This is a genomic window from Testudinibacter sp. P17/SS/0325 (assembly GCF_053570765.1).
The window spans coordinates 1,137,748-1,162,789 of sequence record NZ_CM131635.1 but is presented as its reverse complement, the minus strand read 5'-3'; the positions used below and the strand labels follow the sequence as shown (position 1 = coordinate 1,162,789).

Below are 25,042 nucleotides of genomic sequence, written 5' to 3'. Positions count from 1 at the left end.
CTGTTTTTATCTTAAAGCGAATTGATAAAAATCACCAAAATAATCAGTGGAATAATATATTTCACATAGTTAAACCAAATACCGGTCAACAACTTACTGCCGCCCAACTCTTTTTTCGCTTCGTCTTTCAGCACAAAACCGACAAAAATGGCACTGCCAAGTGCGGTCAGGATAAACAACACGTTGCCGCTGACATAATCAAAGGTATCGAAAATACTTAACCCCATGATTTTGACTTCTTGCCATTGGTTGTCCCCCAGTACCGACGGAATATTGCCCAAAATAAAAATGCCGCCCAAAGTCAGCGCGATTGCGGATTTACGGCTTAAACGGGTCTTTTCCTGCAATACAGTGATCAGCACTTCATAAATGGTAAGTGAAGTGGTTAATGCCGCAATAATCAGCAAACTAAAAAAGATGGTGGCGAATACCGAGCCTGCCCACATATGCGAAAACACAATCGGTAGGCTTTGGAACACTAAGGTCGGACCGGAATTCGGCGGCACGTTAAAGGTGAACAACGACGGGAAAATCATAAACCCGGCCGCCAAGGCGATTAAGGTATTCATCACTGCGGTAATCGTGGCGGTTTTCACCAGATTTTCTTTTTTATCCAAATAACTAGATAACGTAATCAACACGCCGAAGCCCAAACTCAAGGCAAAAAACACCTGCCCTAATACAAACACAAACAGCTCTCTGGTGATTTTGGAAAAATCCGGAATCAAATAAAAGGAAATGCCTTCCCATGCCCCGGGCAAGGTCACATTACGCACAATCATGACTAGCAGGAAAATAAATAAAATCGGCATTAAATAGGTCACCGAACGTTCGATCCCGTCCATAATGCCTTTGGCAAGAATAATGTAATTCACTAATACGAAAAGTGCGGTATACAGCAAAATCGTTAAGGGGCTGTTTTGGATATGATCGCTGAAAAATGCCGAGGTGGTTTCAATCGTCACTGGCGCGGAGAGATCCAACGCACCGGACAGCAAACTGCCGATATAAGTCAGCACCCAACCGCCGAGCACCATATAATACGCCAAGATCCCGAATGCACCGAGCAAGCCCATATAGCCCAAGATTTTCCACGCTTTGTGGATTTTTTTACCGTTGGCTTCACCGGCAAACGAATCGACCGAGTTTTTTTGCATTCGTCTGCCGATGACATTCTCCACCAAAATCATCGGAATACCGATTACGATCATCGCAATGCAAAACAGCAGCACATAGGCTCCGCCGCCGTTCTCACCGACTAAATAAGGAAAGCGCCAAGTAGCGCCGAAACCAACCGTCGCCCCTGCCACCGTTAGCACATAGGTTAATTGGCTAGACCAAGATTGTCGTTTTGTTGTTGTATTTGTTGTCATAATTCCTCGGGTTTAAACAGACAAAAATATCTCTTGCCCGTCCGTGAGCAAGAGATATTAAAAATTACATTCATTAAATTAAGATTTAAGCGGAATATCCGCCAAAAGTGCGGTCAACAGCTGCCAATACGTTGCCACCGCCGGAATATGCACTTTTTCATCCGGTGAATGGGCGTTACGGATGGTCGGTCCGATTGAGACCATATCCACATGCGGATAATGTTTTTTGAACAAACCGCATTCCAAGCCGGCATGGATCACCTGAATCAGCGGCTCTTCGCCTAAGATTCGGCGGTAATGCTGCTGCGTGATCGGTAAAATCGCCGACTGCGGGTTCGGCTCCCAACCCGGGTAATCATGACTGAACTCGACTTCAGCGCCGGCAAGATTGACAATTGAATCTAAAGTGGAACAGATTGCATGCTTGCCGCTTTCAATCAACGAGCGAATCAAAATCGTGATTTTCAGCTGCTGTTGCGCCACATTTAACACCCCGATACTGAGTGAAGTTTCCACCACGCCTTTCACCACATCACTATTGCGGATCACACCGTTTGGCAAGGCGTTTAACAGATCGATTGTGCGATCAGTCGCCACTTCGGTTAACACCTGCGGTGCAACCTCTGCCTGCTCTAAACGCAAACTCAAGTGCGGTTCGCTTAATGCCAGCTCAGCTTGTAATTCCTGCTGCAAATCGGCAACCGCACTTTGCAAGCGTTCATCGCTGCCGTCAAACGCCAACAGGGCCGAAGCCTCGCGCGGAATCGCATTACGCACCGAACCGCCGTTAATATCTGCCAATTGGAAATCGACATGGGCTTGTAATTGCGCCAACACCCGCGCCAATAACTTAATCGCATTACCGCGTCCGGTATGAATATCTGCGCCGGAATGCCCGCCTTTCAAACCCTTCAATACCAGTTTCGCGCTATTTGGCAATGTATTGGCTTGCCACTCCAGATCCAAACGCAGATCGGCATCAATCCCGCCGGCGCAACCGATATAAATCTGCCCGTTTTCTTCGGTGTCGGTATTAATCAAAATCTCGCTTTGCAGCCAGTTCGGTTGTAAACCGTTGGCACCGACCATGCCGCTCTCTTCGGTCATGGTCAGCAACACTTCTAAATCCGGGTGCGCCAAGTCCCGGCTTTCCAACACCGCCAATGCCGAAGCCAAACCAATGCCGTTATCGGCGCCGAGCGTCGTATTTTCCGCCGTCACCCACTCGCCGTCGATATACGCTTTGATCGGATCAGTGCTGAAATCATGCACCGTGCCTTCATTTTTCTGCGGCACCATATCCAAGTGCGCTTGCAACGCCACTTTTCGGCAGTTTTCCATGCCGGCTGTCGCGGGTTTGCGAATCAGAATATTGCCGACCGCATCGCGTTCGACCCATAATTGCTGCTGTTTTGCCCAAGCCACGATATGCTCGGCAAGTTGCTGTTCTTGGTAAGACGGATGCGGAATATCACAAATTTGTTGAAACCACTGCCATAACAGTGTTGGTTGCAGCTGTTTAATTGATTGCATAATCAGTCCTCTATAAAAAGTCAAAATAGCCGATTGAGAGTCTCTATCGCCATCCTGTTCATCGCGACAGAAACCTCGTTAAAATCCGCAAAAAATCGGGATTAATCATAGCATGAAATCCCTTTTCAGGTTATCCTATCGCAATTTTTTAAATCAGGCTTGCCTACAAAGCCAACAATTTTTCCTAGATCACACAAAAGGGTTCAATTATGAGCGAAAAATATATTGTCACTTGGGATATGTTCCATATGCATGCCCGCAAACTGGCTGAGCGTTTAATGCCGGCTTCCCGTTGGAAAGGCATTATTGCCGTCAGTCGCGGCGGTTTGTTTCCAAGTGCGGTGATCGCACGTGAATTGGGCTTACGCCACGTAGAAACCGTGTGTATCGCCAGCTACGATCACGATCAGCAAAACGAATTAAAAGTGCTGCACGCCGCACAAGGCGACGGCGAAGGCTTTATCGTGATCGACGATTTGGTCGACACCGGCAACACCGCCCGCGCAATCCGTCAAATGTATCCGAAAGCCCACTTCGTCACCGTATTCGCCAAACCGTCCGGCGCACCGCTAGTCGATGAATATGTGGTGGATATTCCGCAAGCCACTTGGATCGAACAGCCGTGGGATATGGGGATTACCTTTGTACCGCCGCTTTCCAGAAAATAATGGCAGAATATTGAATTGAAAAACGCCTGATAGCGAATGTTATCGGGTGTTTTACTCTTTGATGATTAATAAAACACAAAGTAGAGGCTGATGACAACGCCTCTTTCTCTAATAATTTCCCTCCCTCCGTATGCGGAGGGAAGTGTCCGAAGGACGGAGGGAGACATAAAGAATGTTAAAAATGAATATGTTGCATTTTCATATTCCCCCTCCCTCCCCATTTTTCTTACCAAAAACGGTACTCCCTCCGCACGCGGAGGGAGAGAAGTAAGTTTGTTAGCAATCTGGGGCGGATATCTAATCCGCCCCTGCTTTTAGCATCCAAACCGTCTGTTTTTTATCACGAAAACCGAGTCCGAATTAACGGGTGCTGGTGCTGGTCGTAGTGCGGCTGGCGCGTTTACGATCCACTTCGGTCAGTAATTTCTTACGGATACGGATAGAAACCGGGGTGACTTCAACCAACTCGTCATCGTCGATGAATTCCAATGCTTGTTCTAAGGTGTAACGCACCGGCGGCACTAACACCACCGCGTCGTCTTTACCCGAAGCGCGCATATTGGTCAATTTTTTACCTTGCAAACAGTTGACGGTCAAATCGTTGCCACGGCTGTGAATGCCGATCACTTGCCCCTCGTAGACTTCAGTACCGTGATCGATCATTAATTTACCACGCTCTTGCAAGCTGAATAACGCATACGCCAAGGCTTTGCCGGTGGCGTTGGAAATCAATACGCCGTTGATCCGTTGTCCGATTTCGCCCGCTTTGACATCGTCGTAATGGCTGAAGCTGGAGTAGAGCAAGCCGGTGCCGGAGGTCATGGTCATAAATTCGTTACGGAAACCGATTAAGCCGCGGCTTGGAATGATGTATTCCAAACGGGTGCGTCCTTTGCCGTCGGGCACCATGTCGCGCACTTCGCCTTTGCGGATCCCCAACGCTTCCATCACCGAACCTTGATGTTGTTCTTCAATATCGATCGTCACTTGCTCGAACGGCTCTTGTTTGCGCCCGTCGATTTCACGGAAGATCACTTTCGGACGGGAAACCGCCAATTCATAACCTTCACGGCGCATATTTTCGATTAATACCGACAAATGCAATTCGCCACGGCCGGAAACACGGAACGCGTCCGGATCTTCCGTTTCTTCCACGCGCAATGCCACGTTATGTACCAATTCTTTGTTCAAACGCTCTAAGATTTGGCGCGACGTGACGAATTTGCCCTCTTTGCCGCAGAACGGCGAGGTATTGACACAGAAGAACATGGTCACGGTCGGCTCGTCCACGCTTAACGCCGGCAACGCTTCCACGCTGCTGACATCACAAATGGTGTCGGAAATATTCAGCTCGCCCAAACCGGTGATCGCAATAATATCCCCTGCGCTGGCGATATCGGCTTCGTAACGTTGTAAACCTAAATGCCCCAACACTTGTCCGACTTTGCCGTTGCGGGTTTTGCCTTCGCTGTCGATAACCGTCACTTGTTGGTTTGGTTTGACCGCACCGCGTTTGATCCGTCCGATACCGATCACGCCGACATAGTTGTTGTAATCCAGTTGCGAAATCTGCATTTGGAACGGTTTGTCGCTTTCCACTTTCGGCGGCTCAACGTATTTCACCACCGCTTCAAACAGCGGCGTCATGTCTTCGGCTAAATCTTTGTGTTCCACCCCGGCAACACCGTTTAAGGCGGAAGCATAAATAATCGGGAAGTCTAACTGTTCGTCGGTTGCCCCCAAGTTCACGAAGAGATCGAACACTTGATCCACCACCCAATCAGGGCGCGCGCCCGGGCGATCCACTTTATTGATCACCACGATCGGTTTCAAGCCGTGGGCAAAGGCTTTTTGCGTCACAAAACGGGTTTGCGGCATTGGGCCGTCAAAGGCATCAACCAACAACAGCACCGAATCCACCATCGACAACACGCGTTCTACCTCACCGCCGAAATCGGCGTGTCCCGGGGTGTCCACGATATTAATGCGGTACTCATTCCAGTTGATCGCCGTATTTTTAGCTAAAATGGTAATGCCACGCTCTTTTTCCAGATCGTTGGAATCCATTACGCGCTCATCGCCGTCACCGCGCGCGCTTTCCAGCGTGCCGGATTGTTGTAACAGTTTATCAACCAAGGTGGTTTTGCCGTGGTCGACGTGCGCAATAATCGCAATATTGCGAAGCTTGCTGATATCTAACTCATTATTCATAATTGAAAATTCTTCGTTTTAGTGAAAAGAAATACGGGTTCCAAAAAACCGTCAATGCGGTGGCTTTGAGATAACATTCATTGGAAGGTGGCGAATTATAACGTTTTTCAAACAAAACGGCTATAAAATAATGAAAAGCGAATAAAATAGTCATTTGAATACGGCATTTAACCAATCGGCAAAAAAAGCCGTTGATTTTTTATTTTTATGGATTATATTTTGGTTACGTTTCAAACAAACCGACTGATTATTATATTTTTTCACGTTACCCTATAGAGGATTTTAGTTATGTCTCAGGCTGCTATCGCCAATGTATTTAAACTGATTGAGGAACACGGCGTCAAATTCGTGGATTTGCGCTTCACCGATATCAAAGGAACTGAACAACACATTTCCATCCCCAAAAGTGCGGTAGATGAAGATTTTTTCGAAGACGGCAAAATGTTTGACGGCTCGTCGATGGCAGGCTGGAAAACGATCAATAAATCCGACATGGTATTAATGCCGATTGCGGAAAGCGCGATTATCGATCCGTTTTTTGCGATTCCGACCTTAAGCATTCGTTGTGACGTCTTCGAGCCGACCACCATGCAAGGCTACGAGCGCGATCCGCGTTCCATTGCGCTGCGTGCCGAGGAATATTTGAAAGCCTCCGGCATTGCCGACACGGTTTTAGTCGGACCTGAACCGGAATTTTTCCTGTTTGACGACGTGCGTTTCCAAGTCGGTATGGGGGCGAGTTCGTTTGCGATTGACGACGAAGAAGCCGCATGGAACAGCAACACCGAATACGAAGGCGGCAACAGCGGCTATCGCCCGGCGGTGAAAGGCGGCTATTTCCCGGTGCCACCGGTCGATTCGTCGCAAGATATCCGCTCCGAAATGTGCTTGTTAATGGAAGAATTCGGCTTAGTGGTTGAAGCGCACCACCATGAAGTGGCGACTGCCGGTCAAAATGAAATCGCTTGCCGCTTCAACACCTTAACCTTAAAGGCGGACGAAACCCAAATTTATAAATATGTGGTGCGCAACGTGGCGCACGAACACGGTAAAACCGCCTGCTTTATGCCGAAACCGCTGTTCGGCGACAACGGCTCGGGCATGCACGTGCACATTTCCTTAAGCAAAGACGGCGTGAACCTGTTCTCAGGCGACAAATACGCCAACTTATCCGAAACCGCACTTCACTTTATCGCCGGGGTGGTGAAACATGCCAAAGCGTTGAATGCGTTCACCAACCCAAGCACCAACTCCTATAAACGTTTGGTGCCGGGGTATGAAGCGCCGGTGCTGTTAGCGTATTCGGCAAGCAACCGCTCTGCCTCGATTCGCATTCCGACGGTCAACAGCCCGAAAGCGCGCCGTATCGAAGTGCGCTTCCCGGATCCGTGCGCCAATCCGTATTTAGCGTTTTCCGCAATCTTAATGGCGGGCTTGGACGGCGTCATCAACAAGTTAAATCCGGGCGACGCGATGGATAAAAACTTGTACGACTTGCCACCGGAAGAACTGAAACAAGTGCCGCACGTTGCCGGCTCGTTGGACGAAGCATTGAATGCGTTGCAAGAAGACCACGATTTCTTAACCCGCGGCGGCGTGTTCAGCCACGATTTCATCGCGGCTTATGTCGAATTGAAATCGAAAGACGTACAACGTTTAAGAATGTTGCCACACCCGGCTGAATTTGAAATGTATTACGCGATGTAAGTTGATTTTAAATCGTCGGATTTAAAATAAGGGCGTATGTTAATGCGCCCTTTTGTCGTAATATTGACACAATTCCCTTCTCCCTTGATGGGAGAAGGTGTCCGATAGGACGGATGAGGGTGAACCTTCCCTCATCCTGATTTTAGCGTCTGAACGACGCTAAAACCTGTCCTTCTCCCACAAGGGGAGAAGGAATTCTTAAAATTTATACTATACCGCCATTTAAACAAGAGAACCGCCATGCCCTTTTTCGACACCCACACCCATTTTGATTATCTGCTTCACCAGCGCCAACAATCCGCAGCCGAAGGCGTGGCGGAGACAAGGGCGGCCGGGGTGGAAAAAATCTTGATTGCGGCGGTGACGGCGGAACAATTCGACGGCCTGACCGCACTTTGCACCCAAGCCCCGGCACAACTGTGCTACGGTTTGGGCTTACATCCGTTATATATCCAGCAACATCAAGAGGCTGATTTAGAGCGGCTCAAAGTGCGGTTGCAAGCCAAACCGCACTTATGTAAAGCCGTGGCGGAAGTCGGTTTGGAGCGCGCGATCGAAGCGTTGATTACCCCTGAAATGTGGCAAAAGCAGAGCCATTTTTTGGAAAGCCAACTCTATTTTGCACGTGAGTTTAACCTGCCGATCAGCCTGCATTCGCGCCGCAGCCACGATCAGCTGTATACCTTTTTGAAACGGATTTCACTGCCGAAAAAAGGCGTGGTGCACGGTTTTGCCGGCAGTTATCATCAAGCCAAACGTTTTGTCGATCTCGGCTATTTTATCGGCGTAGGCGGCACAATCACCTACCAGCGCGCCAATAAAACCCGTGAGGCGATCCGTCGATTGCCGTTAGACTGCTTAGTGTTAGAAACCGACAGCCCGGATATGCCGCTGTTCGGTTATCAAGGCGAACCCAATCGCCCGGCACGCTTGCCGTTGGTCTTGCAAGCCTTAAGCGAATTGCGTAGCGAATCCGCCCAACAAATCGAACAAACAATCTGGCAAAACAGCCGCGCGCTGTTTGATTTTTAACGCTATCTTGCAGATCGCTGGCTTAGCGTAGTTCGTTAATCAGCTCCGGTTTGCGGTGTAGCAAATCAAGTAGCGTTTTGGCTGCACCACTTGGATTGCGCAACCCTTGCTCCCATGAACGCAGGGTGTTGAGCGAAATTCCCAGTTTTTCGGCAAATTTAGGCTGAGATAACTGCATTTTATTTCGCGTGGCTACAATTGGCGACACAGCAATTTTGGTGATCCGTGCGCTACTATAGTCACCATTTTTCATGTCGGTGAGAGTCTCGTGCAAATCCTTGGCATATTCCGCCATGTCCGGATCATCTTCAATAATCGCAGTGACAATTTGATCTACATTCCAATTTTGGGTTTTTTCCTGAATTTTTTGATAAATCTTATCCATGTCTAACTCCTTTTTAATTGCTTAATATCTTGCGGTGAGAGATTTGCTTTTTCATTTTTCGGGTAAATATCGATCATGACAATGACACCGTCTTCGAGCAAATTAAAATAAATCACTCTTGCTCCACCTCGTTTACCTTTACCGCTAGCCTGCCAACGCACCTTGCGCATACCGTCCGAATGAGGGATAACATCACCGCTCAAAGGATATTGAGAAATATAACTAAAAAATTCAAGCCGCTCATCTTCTGTCCAAATCGCTTTCACTTTATGCTGAAATTGAGGACGTTCGATAATAGTATACATTATGTCTCCTTAGTTCAAATGTATTATATATCTTACTTTGTAATAGTTAAAATAAAACATTTGATCGCCAGAGAAGAAAAAACAGCAACTCAAAATATAAACAAGTGCCAAAGTGCGGTTAGTGTTTTATTTTTATCGGTGTTATGATTCCGGTATGACATTTACCACTACATGAGCAGCTATGCGAATTCCACGAATTTATCACCCCGAACCGTTGACCGCACTTAGTCATTGCGAATTAAGCGACGAGGCAGTCAACCACGTTGCCCGCGTGTTACGCATGACCGTCGGGCAACAACTTGAATTATTTGACGGCAGCAACCATATTTATCCTGCTACGATTAATCAAATAAGCAAAAAATCGGTCAACGTGCGGTTGGCGGCGGCGATTAAAGATGATCGCGAGTCCAATCTGACGATTCATTTGGGGCAAGTGATTTCGCGCGGCGACCGTATGGAATTCACCATTCAAAAATCGGTCGAGTTGGGCGTGAATGTGATCACGCCGCTGTGGTCGGAACGTTGCGGCGTGAAGCTGGACAGCGAGCGCACGGAGAAAAAAATTCAGCAATGGCAGAAAATTGCGATTGCCGCTTGCGAACAATGCGGGCGCAATCGGATTCCCGAAATTCGCCCGCTGATGAAACTGACGGATTGGTGTGCAGAAGAAACGGATATGCTAAAACTGAATTTACACCCGCGCGCCGACGTCGGCATTCGTCAATTAAAAAATATTCCCGCAACCGGTGTACGCTTGTTAATCGGCTCGGAAGGCGGTTTATCACCAACGGAAATCGCAATGACGGAGCAACGGCAATTTCAATCGGTACTACTCGGCAAACGCGTATTGCGCACCGAAACCGCAGCTTTGGCGGCAATTACCGCCCTGCAAGTCTGTTTCGGTGATTTATAAGGAAAAAAGCATGATTAAACTCGGCATTGTGATGGATCCGATTCAGTCCATCAATATCAAAAAAGATTCCAGTTTCGCGATGTTGGAACAGGCGCAAGCGCGCGGTTATCAACTGTATTACATGGAAATGAACGACTTGTTTTTAGACAAAGGTGTCGCCAAAGCACGTATGCGCCGGCTGGAAGTGCGTTATGACTACAACGACTGGTTTGGCTTTTTAAGCGAAGAAACCCTGGAACTGGCGGCGTTGGACGTGATTTTAATGCGCAAAGATCCGCCGTTCGACACCGAATTTATCTATGCCACTTACATGTTAGAGCGGGCGGAAGAACAAGGCTGCTTAATCGTGAATAAACCGCAAAGCCTGCGTGACTGCAACGAAAAACTCTATACCGCGTGGTTCGCCGAATTAACGCCCGAAACCTTGGTGACGCGCGATACGGCACGAATCAAAGCCTTTCATCGGCAACACGGCGATATTATTTTAAAACCGTTGGACGGCATGGGCGGCAGCTCGGTTTTCCGTGTTAAACAAGATGATCCGAACTTATCGGTGATTATTGAAACGTTAACCGGTTTAGGTAAACATTACTGCATGGCGCAAACCTACATTCCGAAAATCGTCAACGGTGATAAACGGATTCTGGTGGTAGACGGCGAGCCCGTGCCTTACTGCTTGGCACGGATTCCGCAAAAAGGCGAAACGCGCGGCAATCTGGCGGCAGGCGGCAGCGGTGAAGCCCGTCCGCTCAACGGACATGATTGGGCGATCGCCAAAGCGGTTGCGCCGTACTTAAAACAAAAAGGGCTGATTTTTGTCGGCTTAGATGTAATCGGCGATAAACTGACCGAAATCAATGTCACCAGTCCGACTTGCATTCGTGAAATCGAAACGGCATTTCCGCAAATCTCGATTACTTCAATGTTAATGAATGCGATTGAACGCCGCTTACAGGCAAAAGAAACAGAGGAAAGGAGAGGATAATGATGAAATTACAAGACCATTTTCTGTTGGCAATGCCGGGCATGGATGACCCGTTTTTTAAAAATTCACTGATTTATATTTGTGAACACAATGACGAAGGCTCGATGGGGATCATGTTAACTCGCGCAACCGATATCAGCGTGCCGGAAATCGTTGCCAAGCTGAATTTTTTAATTGCTGATCAGCGTGAATACCGCCGTGACGATGTGGTATTAATCGGCGGACCGGTCGGCGTCGAACGCGGTTTTATTCTGCACACCAAATGTATTCCGCCGTTTCAACACAGCTTTGCGGTGTCGGATGAGGTTTGGCTGACCACTTCGGCGGACATACTGCAAACCGTCGGGCGTGCCAATGCGCCGGAAAAATATCTGGTGGCACTCGGCTGTTGCACTTGGCAGCCGCAGCAATTGGAACGGGAAATTGCCGATAATGCCTGGTTGGTGTTGGAATCAAATGAACATTTGCTGTTTGATGTGCCTTATGATCATCGCTGGTTGGAAGCGAACCGCACTTTGGGTTTCGAGCCGACCTATTTAACCACGCACGCAGGGCACGCCTAATGGGATTTACCGCACTTGCCTTCGATTTTGGCGTAAAAAGTATCGGTTGTGCCGTCGGGCAAAGTATCACCGGCACGGCACAAGCCTTGAACGCGTTTAAAGCCAACGACGGCGTCCCTGACTGGGCGCTGATTGAAAAATGCCTGCAAGAGTGGCAACCGAAAATCGTGATTGTCGGCTTGCCGCTGAATATGGATGGCACCGAGCAAGACATCACCCAACGGGCGCGCAAATTTTCGCAACGCATTCACGGACGCTTCGGGGTACAAGTCGAATTGCACGATGAGCGCCTCAGCACCGTCGAAGCGCGCGCCGAAATCTTCGCCCGCCGCGGTTTTAAAGCCTTGGAAAAAGGCAAGATCGACTCAATCTCCGCCTGTATTATTCTGGAAAGCTGGTTTGAAACCCAGCCGTTATAACCTCATTCATTCGTTATAATTAACGATAAAAAACCACAACATTCGCACGTTGTGGTTTTATTTTGGCTTTTGCAAGCGCGTCGATTACATATTATCCACAATGTCCTGTGCAAATTCGGAACATTTGCGCAAGGTCGCACCGTCCATCAAACGCTCGAAATCGTAGGTCACGGTTTTGTTGGAAATCGCTTTTTCCATGCCGCTCACCACCAGATCCGCCGCTTCGATCCAGCCTAAATGGCGCAACATCATTTCGCCGCTCAAAATCAATGAACCCGGATTGACTTTGTCCTGCCCGGCGTATTTCGGCGCAGTGCCGTGGGTCGCTTCAAAAATCGCGCATTCGTCGCCGATATTCGCGCCGGGCGCAATGCCGATTCCGCCCACTTGCGCTGCCAACGCGTCAGAAATATAGTCACCGTTCAGGTTCATGGTGGCGATCACATCATACTCTTTCGGGCGTAACAAAATTTGTTGCAGGAATGCGTCGGCAATCACGTCATTGACGGTGATGGTTTTACCGCTCTTCGGATTTTTGAAGCTCATCCACGGGCCGCCGTCCAATAGTTCCGCACCAAACTCTTTTTGCGCGACTTCATAGCCCCAATTTTTGAATGCGCCTTCGGTGAATTTCATGATATTGCCTTTGTGCACCAGCGTCACCACATCACGATCATTATCAATCGCATATTGGATTGCGGCGCGGACTAAGCGTTGCGTACCGGCTTTCGAGGTCGGTTTAATCCCGATTCCGCAATCCTCGGTAAAACGGATTTTGTTGACGCCCATTTCTTTGATCAGAAATTCGATCACTTTTTCTGCGTCCGGCGTGCCGGCTTGCCATTCTACCCCGGCATAAATGTCTTCCGAGTTTTCACGGAAAATCACCATGTCGGTGTATTCCGGGTGTTTCAACGGGCTCGGCGTGCCTTCATAATAGCGCACCGGGCGCAAGCAGATATACAGATCCAACAGTTGGCGCAACGCCACGTTGAGGGAACGGATACCACCGCCGATTGGCGTGGTTAAAGGGCCTTTAATTGCCACGCGGTATTCCTTGATCAGATCCAAGGTTTCTTGCGGCAACCACTCGTTTTCGCCGTATATTTTGGTGGATTTTTCACCGGTATACACTTCCATCCACTCGATTTTACGCTGTCCGTTATAGGCTTTTGCCACCGCGGCATCCAACACCAAACGCATTGCCGGCGTGACATCCACCCCGATCCCGTCGCCCTCGATAAACGGAATAATCGGATTATTCGGCACATTCAACCGACCATTTTCTAACGTAATTTTAGCACCTTGATTCGGGACAACGACTTTACTTTGCATATTTGCTCCTTTTCCGTTTTGGGTTGTATAAAGTCCACAGACTCTAAAAAAATATACTCTCGTTAAGCATTAGGATAGTATAGTTTTTCGCTGAGGATTTCTTTTATTCATATCACACTTTCACAATTTTTTTAATAATTTTTTAACATTATGCGCAAACCTAAGACAAGCAACCGCACTTTTCGCCATTCATCGCCCCGCTCAATACAGCGAACCGCACTTTTGCACGCAAAACGCAGCAAAACCATCAACCTTGAAGACACCATCATTGTACTCTTGAATAAGCCGTTTGATGTGCTGACCCAATTCAGCGATGAGCAACAACGCGCCACCTTGAAAAACTACATTCCGCGTGCCGAAGTCTATCCGGTCGGGCGCTTGGATCGCGACAGCGAAGGTTTGCTACTGCTCACCAATAATGGACAATTGCAACACCGTCTGACCGATCCGAAATTTAAAACGGTGAAAACCTATTGGGCGCAAGTGGAAGGCGTTCCCGATGAAACCGCACTTGCCGCGCTGCGTAGCGGCGTCATCTTAAATGATGGCAAAACCTTACCGGCTAAAGTGCGGTTAATCCCTGAACCGGCTGATTTGTGGCAACGCAATCCACCGATTCGCACGCGTAAAAATATCCCGACCGCTTGGCTGGAAATCCAAATCCACGAAGGGCGTAACCGCCAAGTGCGACGTATGACCGCCCATATCGGCTTCCCCACCTTGCGCTTAATCCGTGCCGCAACCGCCGGATTGACTTTACAAGGATTAGCCAACGGCGAATACCGCACTTTGAGTTTAGAGGATAAAGTGCGGTTGATGACGTTGGTGGGATTAAATTCGTAAATAAAAGAGATAAAAAAATCCGAGCCAAGGCTCGGATTTTTTACTTTTGTGCATTAACTAAGATTAACGGAACGGCGCGTTCAACGGCACTTCCGCATCCGGTTCGTGAGTAATGCGGTTGCGCAGATCACGGCGGATCACCTCGATAGTCCAGAACCAGAAGATGTGCCCGACTAACTCGGAAATGTGTTCGTACAGAGGCCACTCGGAAACCGGCGGGGTTAAGCCCAACATCGGGAAAGTGATGTAATGCACGGCAATATTCGCCAGAATACCGGCGCCGATACCTTGCCAGAATTTGATTTTCGGGAAGCGCTCGGCAACGATACAGTAACCGATCGCGAACACCAATGAGAAAATCATATGGGTGACGCCAATCCAGTTAAATGCGTGATCGGCAAAGGTAAACGCGGCTTCGGTCGGATCAATACCGATATAATCGCGCAGGAAAACGTGTGGCGGATTCAAAAACGCACGCGAACAAACGTCCAATGCCTGTGACGGATCTTTACACGCGGCGGCGAACAGATCTAACGGACTGCGCGGTGGGAACGGGTGCTCGGCGCCCCATTTTACGAAAGCAGAAATAATCCCGGCGATAATCCCGATAAATACCGCTAAGCCATAACGGCGGCGTGCCGGATCAGTTTGTTCAAACAACCCTATTGACATGATGTGATAACTCCTAAATATAGTACAGGCTAAGCCTACTTTTATTATTACGTGCCAAAGTAATAACGTTTTTTCTCTTTTTATTGCTATTCAAGACTCCAAATGAATAAAATAAAAAACAAAAAATCCCTGAGCATTCCACTCAGGGATCAAATTATACTTACTTTTAGGTATAAATTAAATATCAATTTATGTATGGTTATTTCTTATTACACATCAATTCCGTCAAAGAGTGCGGTGCTGAGGTAACGTTCAGAGGCTGAAGGCAGAATCACCACCACTAATTTGTCGGTAAATTCCGGCAATTTGGCGATTCTGTCCGCCGCCGCAACCGCAGCACCGGAAGAAATGCCGCCCAGAATGCCCTCTTCCGCCAGCAAACGGCGCGCGGTCGCAATCGCAGTATCGCTGTCCACCGTTTCCACCCGGTCAATTAAGGACAAGTCCAAATTTTTCGGAATAAACCCGGCACCAATGCCTTGAATTTTATGCGGACCCGGCTTGACCTCTTCGCCGTTGCGGGTTTGGGTGATCACCGGCGATTCGGCGGGCTCAACCGCAATCGAGGTGATCGCTTTGCCAAAATCCTGTTTGATCGCACGGCTGACACCGGTAATCGTACCACCGGTGCCGACGCCGGCAACCAATACATCGACTTTACCTGCGGTATCATTCCAAATTTCAGGACCGGTGGTTTGTTGGTGAATTGCCGGGTTTGCCGGGTTTTCAAACTGTTTTAAAATGATATAGCGGTTCGGATCGGAAGCCGCAATTTCTTCGGCTTTGGCAATCGCGCCTTTCATGCCTTTGGCGCCTTCGGTCAACACCAAGTTGACCCCCAAACCTTTCAACAGCCGTTTACGCTCCAAGCTCATGGTTTCCGGCATGGTTAGGGTGATTTTATAACCGCGTGCCGCCGCGACATAGGCTAACGCGATTCCGGTGTTGCCGCTGGTCGCATCGACAATTTCTTTGTCTTTGGTCAGGGTGCCGTCTTTTTCCGCCTGCCACACCATATTGGCACCGATACGGCATTTTACGCTGAAACTCGGGTTGCGTGATTCGATCTTCGCCAACACATTGCCGTTATTGCCAAAATGTTTTAAACGGACTAACGGCGTGTTGCCAATGGTTTGTGAATTATCTGCAAAAATTGTCATAGTAACCTCTTGTTGTCATCGATATATGGGTCGCTTTTGAAGCCATGAGCAGAGCATAATCGCTTTTCTAATAAAACAATAATGGTTTGTTGTTATACGTTATAACCTATGGTTATTTCATCTTACGGAATTAAATCGGTCGGTGTGCGGGTTGCCACCTCGGTGCGGCCACTTGTCCGGCGGAAATCCGCATTCGACACCACCCGGTAATGCTCGACCCAAAGTGCGGTCGCGCCGCACACCGCCACCGGAATAATAATAAAATTCAGAAACGGAATAAAGGTACAGATCGAGACCAAGCCGCCGAATGTCAGGTTTAGGCTGCGTTTTTCCGCCAGTTGGTAGCGCATTTGCTTAAACGGGATTTTATGATTGTCAAACGGATAATCACCATATTGAATCGCCGCCATCCAAGCACCGTATAAGAAAAACAGCGGCGGAACCAAGGTTTGCCCGATACCCGGCACGAAGCTGAGAATAAATAAGCCGATAAATTTCGGAAAGGAATAGGCAAATTTTTGCCACTCGCGCAATAAAATACGCGGCGTATCTTTTGCCAAATCCAACATGCCCATGTCATCCAGCGCTTGTCCGGTCAGCATCCGTTCCACTTTCTCCGCCAAAATGCCATTGAACGGCGCGGCGATAAAGCCGGCAAGCAGATTGAAAATAAAGAAAAAAACCAACAACACCGTGACAATCGCCAAAGCATAAATAATATAACCCAGCCAGTCGAGCCACGCCGGCACAAAACTGACCGTCCACGCCGCCAAGCTGCCGATTTGCCCTAACATCACCCAAAACACCAACACTAACAGCACAATATTGATTAAAATCGGCATGATGACAAAACGGCGTAATCCCGGTTGGGTGATCAAATGCCAGCCGCGTAAGAAATATTCCAAACCTTGTTTGAATTCGGATTGATACATGTTTCCTTCCCTTATTCAGTTAACTGTCGCCCACTATAAGTGACTGTCTGGGCGAAAGCAAATAGAAACAAAGCGCAACAGCCCCTACCCTGTTACGGAAAAAATATGATAAGCTACCAAAACCGATCTCTGGTTGTGGTTGTGGGCGTTATTGGTTTCATTCGATGTTCGCCAGTGTGTATGTACCCTGAACAACGTTAAAAAAGAATAGGTTCATAATGGATTCACATATTATTTTAATCATTCTCATCGTACTTATTTTGGTGATTCTCGTCGCTCACGGACTGTGGTCGAGCCGTCGGGAAAAATCACAACTGTTTAAATCCGCGAACACCTTCACCTACGATTCCCGCACCGAAGGGCAGGATCTGCCGGATCGCCATCCGCAAGCCGCGAATGCCGGCGAGCATGGCTATACCACGCCGGAAACAAGCACCACGGCAGCCAACACCGAGTATTCGACACAAGCGGCATACGAAGCACCGCAGCAAGCCAGACAGGAAACAGCACAAGCGCCGGTTTCGGTTGAACAGGCGGTCAGCAAGATTCGGATTACCTTGCCGCAAGCAACGCAAGCGGTTGCAAGTGCGGTTGCGACAACACAAAGCAGCAACGCCGAATCGCTTTCCCGTTCTTCGCTGCTGAATCGCACCATTGCCGACTTAGAACAAGAAATCGACAGCGAAGAAGGCATTAACACCTCCTCCACGATTTTGCGCGAAGAACTGGCGAAGATGACACAGCAAAATAAAATCAACATTACCGAACCGATTGTCGATACTGCGCCAATCAATCCGACCAGTGCCGCCGAAAGCGTGCGTGCCCGGTTGAATCCGCAACCGGTTGCTGTGCCAAACGAAGCCGTTGCGGGCGAAACAAGCCATGCAGAACAACCTCAAGAAGCCGCACCGGCAGCGCCTGTCGCTGAAAAACCCGCCCGCTTAATACTGTATGTGGTTGCCCCCGGCGCCCAAGGTTTCCAAGGCACGCAAGTGGTACAATCGCTGGAAAGCCTCGGCTTCCTGTTCGGGCAGCACCAACTGTATCACCGCCATCTTGATTTGGACGGCAATTCGCCGATTCTGTTCAGTGCCGCCAATATGATGAATCCGGGGATTTTTGATTTGGATAACCTTGCCGATTTCCGCACCGCCGGTTTAGTCTTATTTATGCACCTGCCGTCACCGGGCAGCGATTTGGCAAACTTCCGCTTATTATTACGCGCCGCGCAAACATTGGCGCAACAATTGGGCGGACAAGTACTCAACGACAAGCGCCAACCGTTTGACGAAAGCTCAAAAAATCACTACTTGAGTTTGATTAATTGATCACTTAGGTATAACCGCCACATATCAACCGCACTTTTCGTTAAAAGTGCGGTCTTTATTTAGATATAACAACACCATGAATACACAAACCGTTTCCGAGCAAATTGAACAACTTCGTCGACAACTCCGTCAACATGAATACCTTTATCATGTGTTGGATCAACCGCAAATTCCCGACGGCGAATATGATCGCTTAATGAATCAACTGAAACAGTTGGAAGCGGATCATCCCGAATTGATCACTGCCGATTCGCCGACACAACGGGTCGGGGCGAAGCCGCTAGCCGGCTTTCGCCAGATTACCCATGAACTGCCAATGCTCTCGCTGGATAACGCCTTTTCCGACGACGATTTTTTTGCCTTCACTAAGCGGATTCAAGAGCGATTGGGCAATTCAGATGAACTCACCTTTTGTTGTGAGCCGAAGCTGGACGGTTTAGCCGTCAGTATTTTGTATGTCAACGGCGTACTAAGCCAAGCCTCAACCCGTGGCGACGGCACCACCGGCGAAGATATTACCAATAACATCCGCACCATCCGCAATATTCCATTACAGTTGTTAACGGCACATCCGCCGGCGCGTCTGGAAGTGCGCGGCGAAGTATTTATGCCGCATGCGGCATTTGAACGCCTGAACCAAGATTCGTTGCAACACGGGCAAAAAACCTTTGCCAATCCGCGCAATGCCGCTGCCGGCTCATTGCGTCAGCTGGATCCGAAAATCACCCGTCAACGCCAGTTAAGTTTAAACGCGTACAGTATCGGCATTTCCGAAGGGGTGCAATTACCTGCTACTCATTACGAACGCCTGCAATGGCTGCAATCTATCGGGCTGCCGATTAATAAGGAAATCCGCCTGTGCCGAGGCGAAGCCGAAGTATTGCAATATTACCAACAAATGGGCGCAAAACGTGAGCAACTGGGTTACGACATTGACGGCACGGTATTGAAAGTCAATGAGATTGCGCTGCAAACACAGCTCGGCTTTGTTGCCCGCGCGCCACGCTGGGCGATTGCCTATAAGTTTCCTGCACAGGAACAATTAACCGTGCTGAACAGCGTGGAATTTCAGGTCGGGCGCACCGGCGCGATTACGCCGGTGGCAAAACTCGAGCCCGTCTTTGTCGCCGGCGTCACCGTCAGCAATGCCACCCTGCATAACGGTGATGAAATCGCACGTCTCGGGATCGCGATTGGCGATACCGTGATTATCCGCCGCGCCGGGGATGTGATTCCGCAAATTACCGGCGTTTTATTAGCGCGCCGTCCTGCCAATGCACAGCCGATTCACTTCCCGCAGCACTGCCCGGTGTGCGGCTCGGCGATCGTGCGGATTGACGGCGAAGCGGTGGCACGTTGCACCGGCGGTTTATTCTGCGACGCACAGCGCAAAGAAGCCTTGAAACATTTTGTCTCGCGCAAAGCGTTGGACATTGACGGTGTGGGCGACAAACTGATCGAACAATTAGTTGATCGCGAATTGCTGCACACCCCTGCCGATCTGTTCCGTCTGGATAAAATCACGCTTATGCGTTTGGAACGTATGGGCGAGAAATCGGCACAAAATGCGCTGAACAGCCTGGAAAAAGCGAAAAAAACCACGCTGGCACGGTTTATTTTCGCCCTCGGCATTCGCGATGTCGGCGAAGCCACCGCACAAAATCTCGCCAACCATTTTAAAACGTTAGAGGCAATCCGCGTTGCTGATCAAGAACAGTTAAAAGCAGTGCAGGATGTCGGCGACGTAGTGGCAATGCGGATTTACCTGTTCTGGCAAGAAGCGCACAATGTCAGCGTGGTCGAAGATTTGCTGGCACAAGGCGTGCATTGGGACGCCATCGAAGAAAAAGAGATTGGCGATAACCCGTTGAAGGGTAAAAATGTGGTACTCACCGGCACCTTAACCCAAATGAACCGCGATCAGGCAAAAGCCTATTTGCAACAGCTCGGCTGCAAAGTCAGCGGCAGCGTTTCCTCGAAAACCGATTACCTGATCGCCGGCGAAAAAGCCGGTTCCAAACTGAGCAAAGCGCAAGAATTGGGGGTTCGGGTGTTATCGGAAGCGGAATTTTCGGCGTTAGTGAGTTGAGGAATCAATCATCCCGCCAAAATCTGCGCCAACGGCACATCCCAATGTTCAACCGGCAGTTGTTCAACTTGTTGGCATTGGTGTGCCAAGCCGACCGGAATAAAGCGTTTCCGTTGCCAATGTTGCAAAGTGCGGTCATAGAAACCGCCGCCCATGCCTAAACGGTTACCCTGTCGATCAAACGCCACCAACGGCGTAAATACCATATCCAATTCGGATTGCGGCACCAGTGCGGTAATATCCAAGTGCGGTTCCGGGATGGCAAACGCGTTTGCTTTTAGTCGGGTATCCGGCTGATAGCGGAAAAACAGTAAATGTCCGCTGACAAACGGGTGCAAACGCGGCAAACACACCGTTTTTCCTTGCTGCCATAGCCTTTCAATCAAAAGTGCGGTCGAGATTTCGCCGTTACAAGCGAGATACAAGGCAATGGTTTGCGCCCCGCGCTGTTCAATCAATGCCAACGCTTGTCGGCAAATACGCCGTTCTGCCTGTTGTTGCTGTTCTTGGCTGAGCTGCGAACGTTGCTGACGCATGTGTCGGCGCAAGGCTTGGCGTTGTTCGGCGATCGACGGTGGGGATGTTGTCATAAGTGCGGTCTTGTCATCTGTACAATGTTATCTGTGCAATGTTGTCATCTGTGCGTTGACAGGTTGCGTCAAATCATTCGGCCGATTTGACGAAAGAAAGGAACCCGGAGTGCCGTTGCGAATAATCGGTCCTTGAACCCTACGGTTCAAGGGAGCCAGTCATACCGTCTTCAGGCTTCTCGATCGAGCCGAGCTTGCACACCGACAGTGGGGGACCGACTCTAAAAGTTTAAAGTATCGGCTCAGGGACTTAATCCGCTGACGCACACCCCAGGAAATTTATTATTTAAATACTAGCCTAATTCAACAAAAAGTACCAGTGTTACAACGTGATAATGTGTCCGCCCGCACATTTTTGCGACTATTCGGCGAATATTTACCATCTACAAACGCGTTGTTGCCAATACATCGCTCAAAGAGGCGTCAAGTTGTTGAATCCGTGTAAGCAGACCGTCTTGTTGTACGCTTTTTTGTTTTTCCTGCTGTAATTCAAAAGTCAAATTCAGCGCCACAATCGACAGAATGCGGTCCAGTTGCAAAATACCGGTGCGTTCTTTTAATTCGCCGACCCGCTGTTCCAGCTGAACAGCCGCCGCCCGCAACGCCTCTTGTTGTTCTTCCGGACAATTTAATCGTAAAACCTGACCAAAAATATGGAGTTCGATATTTTTAGACATCTGCTGACCCCGTGATTCATCTATCGTCTATTTTCTAAAAAGTAACGATTATTATGCCACAGTCTGCGATTTTCACCATAGACAAAGATTGTTTTATTGGTCGTCATTAGCTTTGAATGCTAAAATAAAACGTAAATTAACGGGGAAACAATTATGACAACCACAAGCTTAACCTATCAACAACTCGACCAATTATTGCAATCATACCAAATCGGCATGAATGCCGCCGAATTACACGGCTTCCTCAGCGGCATATCCTGTGGCGGATTGCAAGACGACAGCTGGAAAACCTTGGTATATCAATTCACCAACAACGGAAATGCCTATCCCACCGCCTTATTACACAAAGTCGAAGCCTTGCGGGATGAGATCAGCGCCCAACTCGGCGAAGAAAACAGTTTTTCATTTGAGCTTCTGTTAGATGAAAGCGATCTATTCCGTCATGCCGATTCATTGTCCGAATGGGTCAGCCATTTCTTATTGGGCACCGCACTGGCACAACCGCACTTGGATCAACTGGACGAAGAGATCGTTGAAGCCCTACACGATCTGAATGATATTGCCAATCTCGGCTATGATGAAAAGGATCTGCCGGAAGAATTAGACAGTGCCCTGACCGAAATCAGCGAATATGTGCGTGCGGTCGCGCTCTTTTTCTATACGGAATTTACCCATCAAAAAACAGCAATCGAAAAACAATCCCCGACATTACACTAAAAGTGCGGTAACAATATGGACTTAACTTATCTAGCCGAACTGCCGCCGAGCGAATTTTTGCAACGCCGTCAACGTTTAGTGGCGCAATTGCCTGACAACAGCGCCTTGCTTGTGTTTGCGGCACAGGAAAAACAGCGTAACGCCGATAGCCATTATCCGTTCCGCCAAGACAGTTATTTTTGGTATCTGACCGGTTTCAACGAGCCGGATTCGGTGCTGTTATTACGCAAACAAAACGGCAAAAGCGAAAGTGCGGTTTTCCTGCGCCCGTCTGATCCGTTGCTGGAAACCTGGAACGGACGGCGTTTGGGCGTGGAACGTGCGCCGACCGCACTTAATGTCGATTCTGCTTATTCGATTGAAAGCTTACAAACGGAACTGCCTAAATTACTCAACGGACTAACCGCACTTTATCACGCCGACGATCTGCAACCTTGGGGCGATGACGCGGTGAAACACAGCCTGCGTTATGCGCGCGAACATCAACGCCAAGGCTTGCGCGCACCGCTCCAACAGATTGACTGGCGACCGTTGCTCGACGAAATGCGCCTGTTTAAATCGGAACACGAAGTGGCGTTATTGCAGCAAGCCGGGCAAATTTCCGCTTTGGCACACCTGCGCGCGCTGCAACAACTGCGTCCGAATCGCTACGAATACGAATTGGAAAGCGAAATCCTACACGAGTTTAACCGTCACGGCGCACGTTTTGCTTCCTATAACAGTATTATCGCCGGTGGCGAAAACGCCTGTATTTTGCACTACACCGAAAACAATCAACTGCTGCAAGACGGCGATTTGGTGCTGATCGATGCCGGTTGTGAATTTGCGCTGTATGCCGGCGATATTACCCGCACTTTTCCGGTCAACGGGCAATTCAGCCCGGCGCAACGGGCGGTGTATGAGATTGTGCTACAGGCGCAAAAACGCGCGCTTGAGCTGTTAGTGCCGGGAGCAAGCATTTATGCGGTCAATCAAGAAGTGCTGAAAATCAAAGTCGCCGGCTTGGCCAACCTGGGCATTTTGCACGGCGAAGTCGAGGAATTAATCGAACAAAAAGCCTACCTGCCGTTTTATATGCACGGTTTGGGGCATTGGCTCGGTTTGGACGTGCATGATGTCGGTGATTACGGCGAAAACCGCAACCGCACCTTAGAGGCCGGCATGGTTTTGACCGTCGAACCGGGGCTGTATTTAAGCCGCAACAGCCAGATTCCGGCGCAATATCAAGGTATCGGCGTGCGGATTGAAGATAATATTCTAATCACCGAATACGGCAACAAAGTGCTGACCAGTGCCGTGCCGAAAGAGATCGATGAAATCGAAATTTTAATGCAAAAAGAGACGCAATAAAAATAGGGGAAATCGCAATGCAAGCACAACAGTATGATGTGGTGATCGTCGGCGGCGCAATGAGCGGCTGTTGTCTTGCCTTGGCGTTGGCGCAAGGCTTGCCTGAATTACGCCTTGCGATTATCGAAAAAAATCCGCCGCAAGCCGCCAATCGACATCAACAAAAGTGCGGTTTTGACGCGCGCAGTATCGCGCTGTCCCATGGCAGTTGCCAAACACTGCAACAAATCCGTGTTGATACGAATACGAGTCTATGGCAAAACATCGCCCCGTTGGCGGAAGATATCCGGCAAATTCATATCTCCGATTGCGGACATGCCGGTTTGGTCGATCTGTCGGCGCAAGAACTCAATCTCAGCCGTTTAGGCGCGGTGGTTGAACTGTCGGCAGTCGGCGCAGTGTTGTTAAAAGCAATCGCACAACAAGCGAATATCGACTATCTCGCCCCCTGCACCGTGACGCAGATTGAACGTTCGACAGAAAAAGTCAACTTACGTTTAAGCAATCACCAACACCTTGAAACCCCACTTTTAATCGCCGCCGACGGCACACAGTCGGCAGTTGCCAAACAGTGCGGTATTCAGTATCAGATCTTAAACGACTATCAGCAAAGTGCGGTCATCGCCAATGTCAAAAGCACGCAAGCCCATCACGGACGTGCCTTTGAGCGCTTCACCGCACAAGGACCGCTCGCCCTGTTACCGCTGAAAAACGATCGGCTATCGCTGGTATGGTGCCTCAAACAGGCGGATGATGTAATGGTATTGGATGATCAGGCATTTCTGCAACGCCTGCAACGGCAATTCGGCTGGCGCTTGGGGCGGTTTGAACAAGTCGGCAAACGCGTGGCGTATCCATTGGCGTTACAGCAAGCCGAGCGTGCAATTCATCACCGTTTGGCAGTAATCGGCAATGCGGCGCAAACCTTGCACCCGATTGCCGGACAGGGCTTTAATTTGGGCTTGCGTGATGTGGCGGATCTCGCCAAGGTGCTGATTGAAGCGGCACGGCAAGGGCAGGATTTGGGCGAAAGTGCGGTTTTGCAAAGGTATCGGCAACGGCGACAAGCGGATCAGCATAACATCATCAATTTGACCGACGGCTTAGTCAATACCTTCGCCAATGACTTGCTGCCAATGCAAATCGGGCGTAATTTGGGTTTATTGGGCTTGTCGCACAGCCTCGCTCTGCGACAACAATTTATTAAACCGACATTGGGTTGGGTGTAGTTTATATTTCAAGCACAACCGCTTAG

General features: G+C 49.1%; 24 protein-coding genes and 1 other RNA gene. 13 read left to right on the top strand and 12 right to left on the bottom strand.

All coding sequences use genetic code 11. The features are described from left to right. Positions 1–11: 11 nt before the first annotated feature. Positions 12–1,373 carry a sodium-dependent transporter gene (locus ACWA50_RS05560; protein WP_431050577.1) on the bottom strand — a complete coding sequence of 454 codons (1,362 nt, stop codon included), beginning with the start codon at positions 1,371–1,373 and terminating at the stop codon, positions 12–14. A gap of 78 nt (positions 1,374–1,451) precedes the next feature. Next, entirely contained in the window at positions 1,452–2,906 is a 1,455-nt protein-coding gene (locus tag ACWA50_RS05555) for an aminoacyl-histidine dipeptidase (RefSeq protein ID WP_431050575.1), read from the bottom strand. A 209-nt stretch (positions 2,907–3,115) separates the two neighbouring features. Here ACWA50_RS05555 and gpt point away from each other — a divergent pair, with 209 nt between their 5' ends. After that, positions 3,116–3,574: a xanthine phosphoribosyltransferase gene (gpt, locus tag ACWA50_RS05550; protein ID WP_431050573.1), complete on the top strand. Its 459-nt coding sequence runs from the start codon at positions 3,116–3,118 to the stop codon at positions 3,572–3,574. 360 nt (positions 3,575–3,934) lie between these two features. Here gpt and typA read toward each other — a convergent pair whose 3' ends face one another. Then, the gene (gene typA, locus ACWA50_RS05545) at positions 3,935–5,785 is read right to left on the bottom strand and encodes a translational GTPase TypA (protein WP_431050571.1); all 1,851 of its coding nucleotides are present in this window, start codon (positions 5,783–5,785) and stop codon (positions 3,935–3,937) included. A gap of 288 nt (positions 5,786–6,073) precedes the next feature. Here typA and glnA point away from each other — a divergent pair, with 288 nt between their 5' ends. Continuing rightward, the gene (gene glnA, locus ACWA50_RS05540) at positions 6,074–7,492 is read left to right on the top strand and encodes a glutamate--ammonia ligase (RefSeq protein WP_431050569.1); all 1,419 of its coding nucleotides are present in this window, start codon (positions 6,074–6,076) and stop codon (positions 7,490–7,492) included. A 240-nt stretch (positions 7,493–7,732) separates the two neighbouring features. Further along, entirely contained in the window at positions 7,733–8,524 is a 792-nt protein-coding gene (locus tag ACWA50_RS05535) for a TatD family hydrolase (protein ID WP_431050567.1), read from the top strand. Positions 8,525–8,546: 22 nt separating this feature from the next. Here the strand turns inward: ACWA50_RS05535 and ACWA50_RS05530 are convergent, their stop codons facing one another. Together ACWA50_RS05530 and ACWA50_RS05525 are read right to left on the bottom strand one after the other, a co-directional pair. Continuing rightward, positions 8,547–8,909 (bottom strand): helix-turn-helix domain-containing protein, encoded by a 363-nt coding sequence (locus ACWA50_RS05530; protein WP_431050565.1) that lies wholly within the window; start codon positions 8,907–8,909, stop codon positions 8,547–8,549. A gap of 2 nt (positions 8,910–8,911) precedes the next feature. Beyond that, positions 8,912–9,214 carry a hypothetical protein gene (locus ACWA50_RS05525; RefSeq protein WP_431050563.1) on the bottom strand — a complete coding sequence of 101 codons (303 nt, stop codon included), beginning with the start codon at positions 9,212–9,214 and terminating at the stop codon, positions 8,912–8,914. 181 nt (positions 9,215–9,395) lie between these two features. Between ACWA50_RS05525 and rsmE the strand changes: the two genes are divergently transcribed. Genes rsmE through ruvX form a run of 4 tightly spaced genes read left to right on the top strand, consistent with a single transcriptional unit; the run spans position 9,396 to position 12,094 of the window. Further along, positions 9,396–10,127 (top strand): 16S rRNA (uracil(1498)-N(3))-methyltransferase, encoded by a 732-nt coding sequence (rsmE, locus tag ACWA50_RS05520; RefSeq protein ID WP_431050561.1) that lies wholly within the window; start codon positions 9,396–9,398, stop codon positions 10,125–10,127. A 10-nt stretch (positions 10,128–10,137) separates the two neighbouring features. Then, on the top strand, positions 10,138–11,112 hold the full coding sequence (gshB, locus tag ACWA50_RS05515) for a glutathione synthase (RefSeq protein WP_431050559.1): 975 nt from the start codon (positions 10,138–10,140) through the stop codon (positions 11,110–11,112). Between the two features lie 2 nt (positions 11,113–11,114). Next, entirely contained in the window at positions 11,115–11,675 is a 561-nt protein-coding gene (locus ACWA50_RS05510; protein ID WP_431054298.1) for a YqgE/AlgH family protein, read from the top strand. Continuing rightward, entirely contained in the window at positions 11,675–12,094 is a 420-nt protein-coding gene (ruvX, locus tag ACWA50_RS05505; RefSeq protein WP_431050557.1) for a Holliday junction resolvase RuvX, read from the top strand. The genes ACWA50_RS05510 and ruvX overlap by 1 nt, the downstream gene beginning before the upstream one ends. 84 nt (positions 12,095–12,178) lie before the next feature. Here ruvX and icd read toward each other — a convergent pair whose 3' ends face one another. Then, entirely contained in the window at positions 12,179–13,429 is a 1,251-nt protein-coding gene (gene icd / locus ACWA50_RS05500; protein ID WP_431050556.1) for an NADP-dependent isocitrate dehydrogenase, read from the bottom strand. A 150-nt stretch (positions 13,430–13,579) separates the two neighbouring features. Here icd and ACWA50_RS05495 point away from each other — a divergent pair, with 150 nt between their 5' ends. Further along, positions 13,580–14,272: a pseudouridine synthase gene (locus tag ACWA50_RS05495; protein ID WP_431050554.1), complete on the top strand. Its 693-nt coding sequence runs from the start codon at positions 13,580–13,582 to the stop codon at positions 14,270–14,272. A gap of 63 nt (positions 14,273–14,335) precedes the next feature. On the opposite strand, the gene ACWA50_RS05490 is transcribed toward ACWA50_RS05495, so the two are convergent. From ACWA50_RS05490 to cysZ, 3 genes are all read right to left on the bottom strand, one after another. After that, the gene (locus ACWA50_RS05490) at positions 14,336–14,944 is read right to left on the bottom strand and encodes a YagU family protein (RefSeq protein WP_431050552.1); all 609 of its coding nucleotides are present in this window, start codon (positions 14,942–14,944) and stop codon (positions 14,336–14,338) included. Positions 14,945–15,153: 209 nt separating this feature from the next. Then, a complete protein-coding gene (gene cysK, locus ACWA50_RS05485; RefSeq protein WP_431050550.1) occupies positions 15,154–16,104 on the bottom strand; it encodes a cysteine synthase A in 951 nt (316 codons plus the stop codon). Between the two features lie 122 nt (positions 16,105–16,226). Continuing rightward, entirely contained in the window at positions 16,227–17,036 is an 810-nt protein-coding gene (cysZ, locus tag ACWA50_RS05480; RefSeq protein WP_431050548.1) for a sulfate transporter CysZ, read from the bottom strand. Positions 17,037–17,254: 218 nt separating this feature from the next. Between cysZ and zipA the strand changes: the two genes are divergently transcribed. Both zipA and ligA read left to right on the top strand, forming a co-directional pair. After that, on the top strand, positions 17,255–18,364 hold the full coding sequence (zipA, locus tag ACWA50_RS05475; RefSeq protein ID WP_431050546.1) for a cell division protein ZipA: 1,110 nt from the start codon (positions 17,255–17,257) through the stop codon (positions 18,362–18,364). A 76-nt stretch (positions 18,365–18,440) separates the two neighbouring features. Then, on the top strand, positions 18,441–20,453 hold the full coding sequence (gene ligA, locus ACWA50_RS05470; RefSeq protein ID WP_431050544.1) for an NAD-dependent DNA ligase LigA: 2,013 nt from the start codon (positions 18,441–18,443) through the stop codon (positions 20,451–20,453). An 8-nt stretch (positions 20,454–20,461) separates the two neighbouring features. Here ligA and ACWA50_RS05465 read toward each other — a convergent pair whose 3' ends face one another. The 3 genes from ACWA50_RS05465 to ACWA50_RS05455 form a co-directional block, all read right to left on the bottom strand. Next, on the bottom strand, positions 20,462–21,043 hold the full coding sequence (locus tag ACWA50_RS05465) for a 5-formyltetrahydrofolate cyclo-ligase (RefSeq protein ID WP_431050542.1): 582 nt from the start codon (positions 21,041–21,043) through the stop codon (positions 20,462–20,464). A 97-nt stretch (positions 21,044–21,140) separates the two neighbouring features. Next, positions 21,141–21,323: non-coding RNA, 6S RNA (ssrS, locus tag ACWA50_RS05460), on the bottom strand. A gap of 103 nt (positions 21,324–21,426) precedes the next feature. After that, positions 21,427–21,720, bottom strand: coding sequence for a cell division protein ZapA (locus ACWA50_RS05455; RefSeq protein WP_431050540.1), 294 nt, complete (start codon positions 21,718–21,720; stop codon positions 21,427–21,429). Between the two features lie 153 nt (positions 21,721–21,873). Here ACWA50_RS05455 and ACWA50_RS05450 point away from each other — a divergent pair, with 153 nt between their 5' ends. The 3 genes from ACWA50_RS05450 to ubiH are packed head-to-tail and all read left to right on the top strand — an operon-like array spanning position 21,874 to position 25,016. Continuing rightward, positions 21,874–22,437, top strand: a complete 564-nt coding sequence (locus ACWA50_RS05450) for a UPF0149 family protein (RefSeq protein WP_431050538.1) — start codon at positions 21,874–21,876, stop codon at positions 22,435–22,437. A gap of 15 nt (positions 22,438–22,452) precedes the next feature. Then, positions 22,453–23,787 (top strand): Xaa-Pro aminopeptidase, encoded by a 1,335-nt coding sequence (gene pepP / locus ACWA50_RS05445; protein ID WP_431050536.1) that lies wholly within the window; start codon positions 22,453–22,455, stop codon positions 23,785–23,787. Between the two features lie 17 nt (positions 23,788–23,804). Then, positions 23,805–25,016 carry a 2-octaprenyl-6-methoxyphenyl hydroxylase gene (ubiH, locus tag ACWA50_RS05440; RefSeq protein WP_431050533.1) on the top strand — a complete coding sequence of 404 codons (1,212 nt, stop codon included), beginning with the start codon at positions 23,805–23,807 and terminating at the stop codon, positions 25,014–25,016. Positions 25,017–25,042: the final 26 nt, after the last annotated feature.

Coding starts and splice junctions, on each gene's coding strand:
- ACWA50_RS05560 (WP_431050577.1), bottom strand. CDS start 1,373: ATGACAACAAATACAACAACAAAACGACAATCTTGGTCTAGCCAATTA.
- ACWA50_RS05555 (WP_431050575.1), bottom strand. CDS start 2,906: ATGCAATCAATTAAACAGCTGCAACCAACACTGTTATGGCAGTGGTTT.
- gpt (WP_431050573.1), top strand. CDS start 3,116: ATGAGCGAAAAATATATTGTCACTTGGGATATGTTCCATATGCATGCC.
- typA (WP_431050571.1), bottom strand. CDS start 5,785: ATGAATAATGAGTTAGATATCAGCAAGCTTCGCAATATTGCGATTATT.
- glnA (WP_431050569.1), top strand. CDS start 6,074: ATGTCTCAGGCTGCTATCGCCAATGTATTTAAACTGATTGAGGAACAC.
- ACWA50_RS05535 (WP_431050567.1), top strand. CDS start 7,733: ATGCCCTTTTTCGACACCCACACCCATTTTGATTATCTGCTTCACCAG.
- ACWA50_RS05530 (WP_431050565.1), bottom strand. CDS start 8,909: ATGGATAAGATTTATCAAAAAATTCAGGAAAAAACCCAAAATTGGAAT.
- ACWA50_RS05525 (WP_431050563.1), bottom strand. CDS start 9,214: ATGTATACTATTATCGAACGTCCTCAATTTCAGCATAAAGTGAAAGCG.
- rsmE (WP_431050561.1), top strand. CDS start 9,396: ATGCGAATTCCACGAATTTATCACCCCGAACCGTTGACCGCACTTAGT.
- gshB (WP_431050559.1), top strand. CDS start 10,138: ATGATTAAACTCGGCATTGTGATGGATCCGATTCAGTCCATCAATATC.
- ACWA50_RS05510 (WP_431054298.1), top strand. CDS start 11,115: ATGAAATTACAAGACCATTTTCTGTTGGCAATGCCGGGCATGGATGAC.
- ruvX (WP_431050557.1), top strand. CDS start 11,675: ATGGGATTTACCGCACTTGCCTTCGATTTTGGCGTAAAAAGTATCGGT.
- icd (WP_431050556.1), bottom strand. CDS start 13,429: ATGCAAAGTAAAGTCGTTGTCCCGAATCAAGGTGCTAAAATTACGTTA.
- ACWA50_RS05495 (WP_431050554.1), top strand. CDS start 13,580: ATGCGCAAACCTAAGACAAGCAACCGCACTTTTCGCCATTCATCGCCC.
- ACWA50_RS05490 (WP_431050552.1), bottom strand. CDS start 14,944: ATGTCAATAGGGTTGTTTGAACAAACTGATCCGGCACGCCGCCGTTAT.
- cysK (WP_431050550.1), bottom strand. CDS start 16,104: ATGACAATTTTTGCAGATAATTCACAAACCATTGGCAACACGCCGTTA.
- cysZ (WP_431050548.1), bottom strand. CDS start 17,036: ATGTATCAATCCGAATTCAAACAAGGTTTGGAATATTTCTTACGCGGC.
- zipA (WP_431050546.1), top strand. CDS start 17,255: ATGGATTCACATATTATTTTAATCATTCTCATCGTACTTATTTTGGTG.
- ligA (WP_431050544.1), top strand. CDS start 18,441: ATGAATACACAAACCGTTTCCGAGCAAATTGAACAACTTCGTCGACAA.
- ACWA50_RS05465 (WP_431050542.1), bottom strand. CDS start 21,043: ATGACAACATCCCCACCGTCGATCGCCGAACAACGCCAAGCCTTGCGC.
- ACWA50_RS05455 (WP_431050540.1), bottom strand. CDS start 21,720: ATGTCTAAAAATATCGAACTCCATATTTTTGGTCAGGTTTTACGATTA.
- ACWA50_RS05450 (WP_431050538.1), top strand. CDS start 21,874: ATGACAACCACAAGCTTAACCTATCAACAACTCGACCAATTATTGCAA.
- pepP (WP_431050536.1), top strand. CDS start 22,453: ATGGACTTAACTTATCTAGCCGAACTGCCGCCGAGCGAATTTTTGCAA.
- ubiH (WP_431050533.1), top strand. CDS start 23,805: ATGCAAGCACAACAGTATGATGTGGTGATCGTCGGCGGCGCAATGAGC.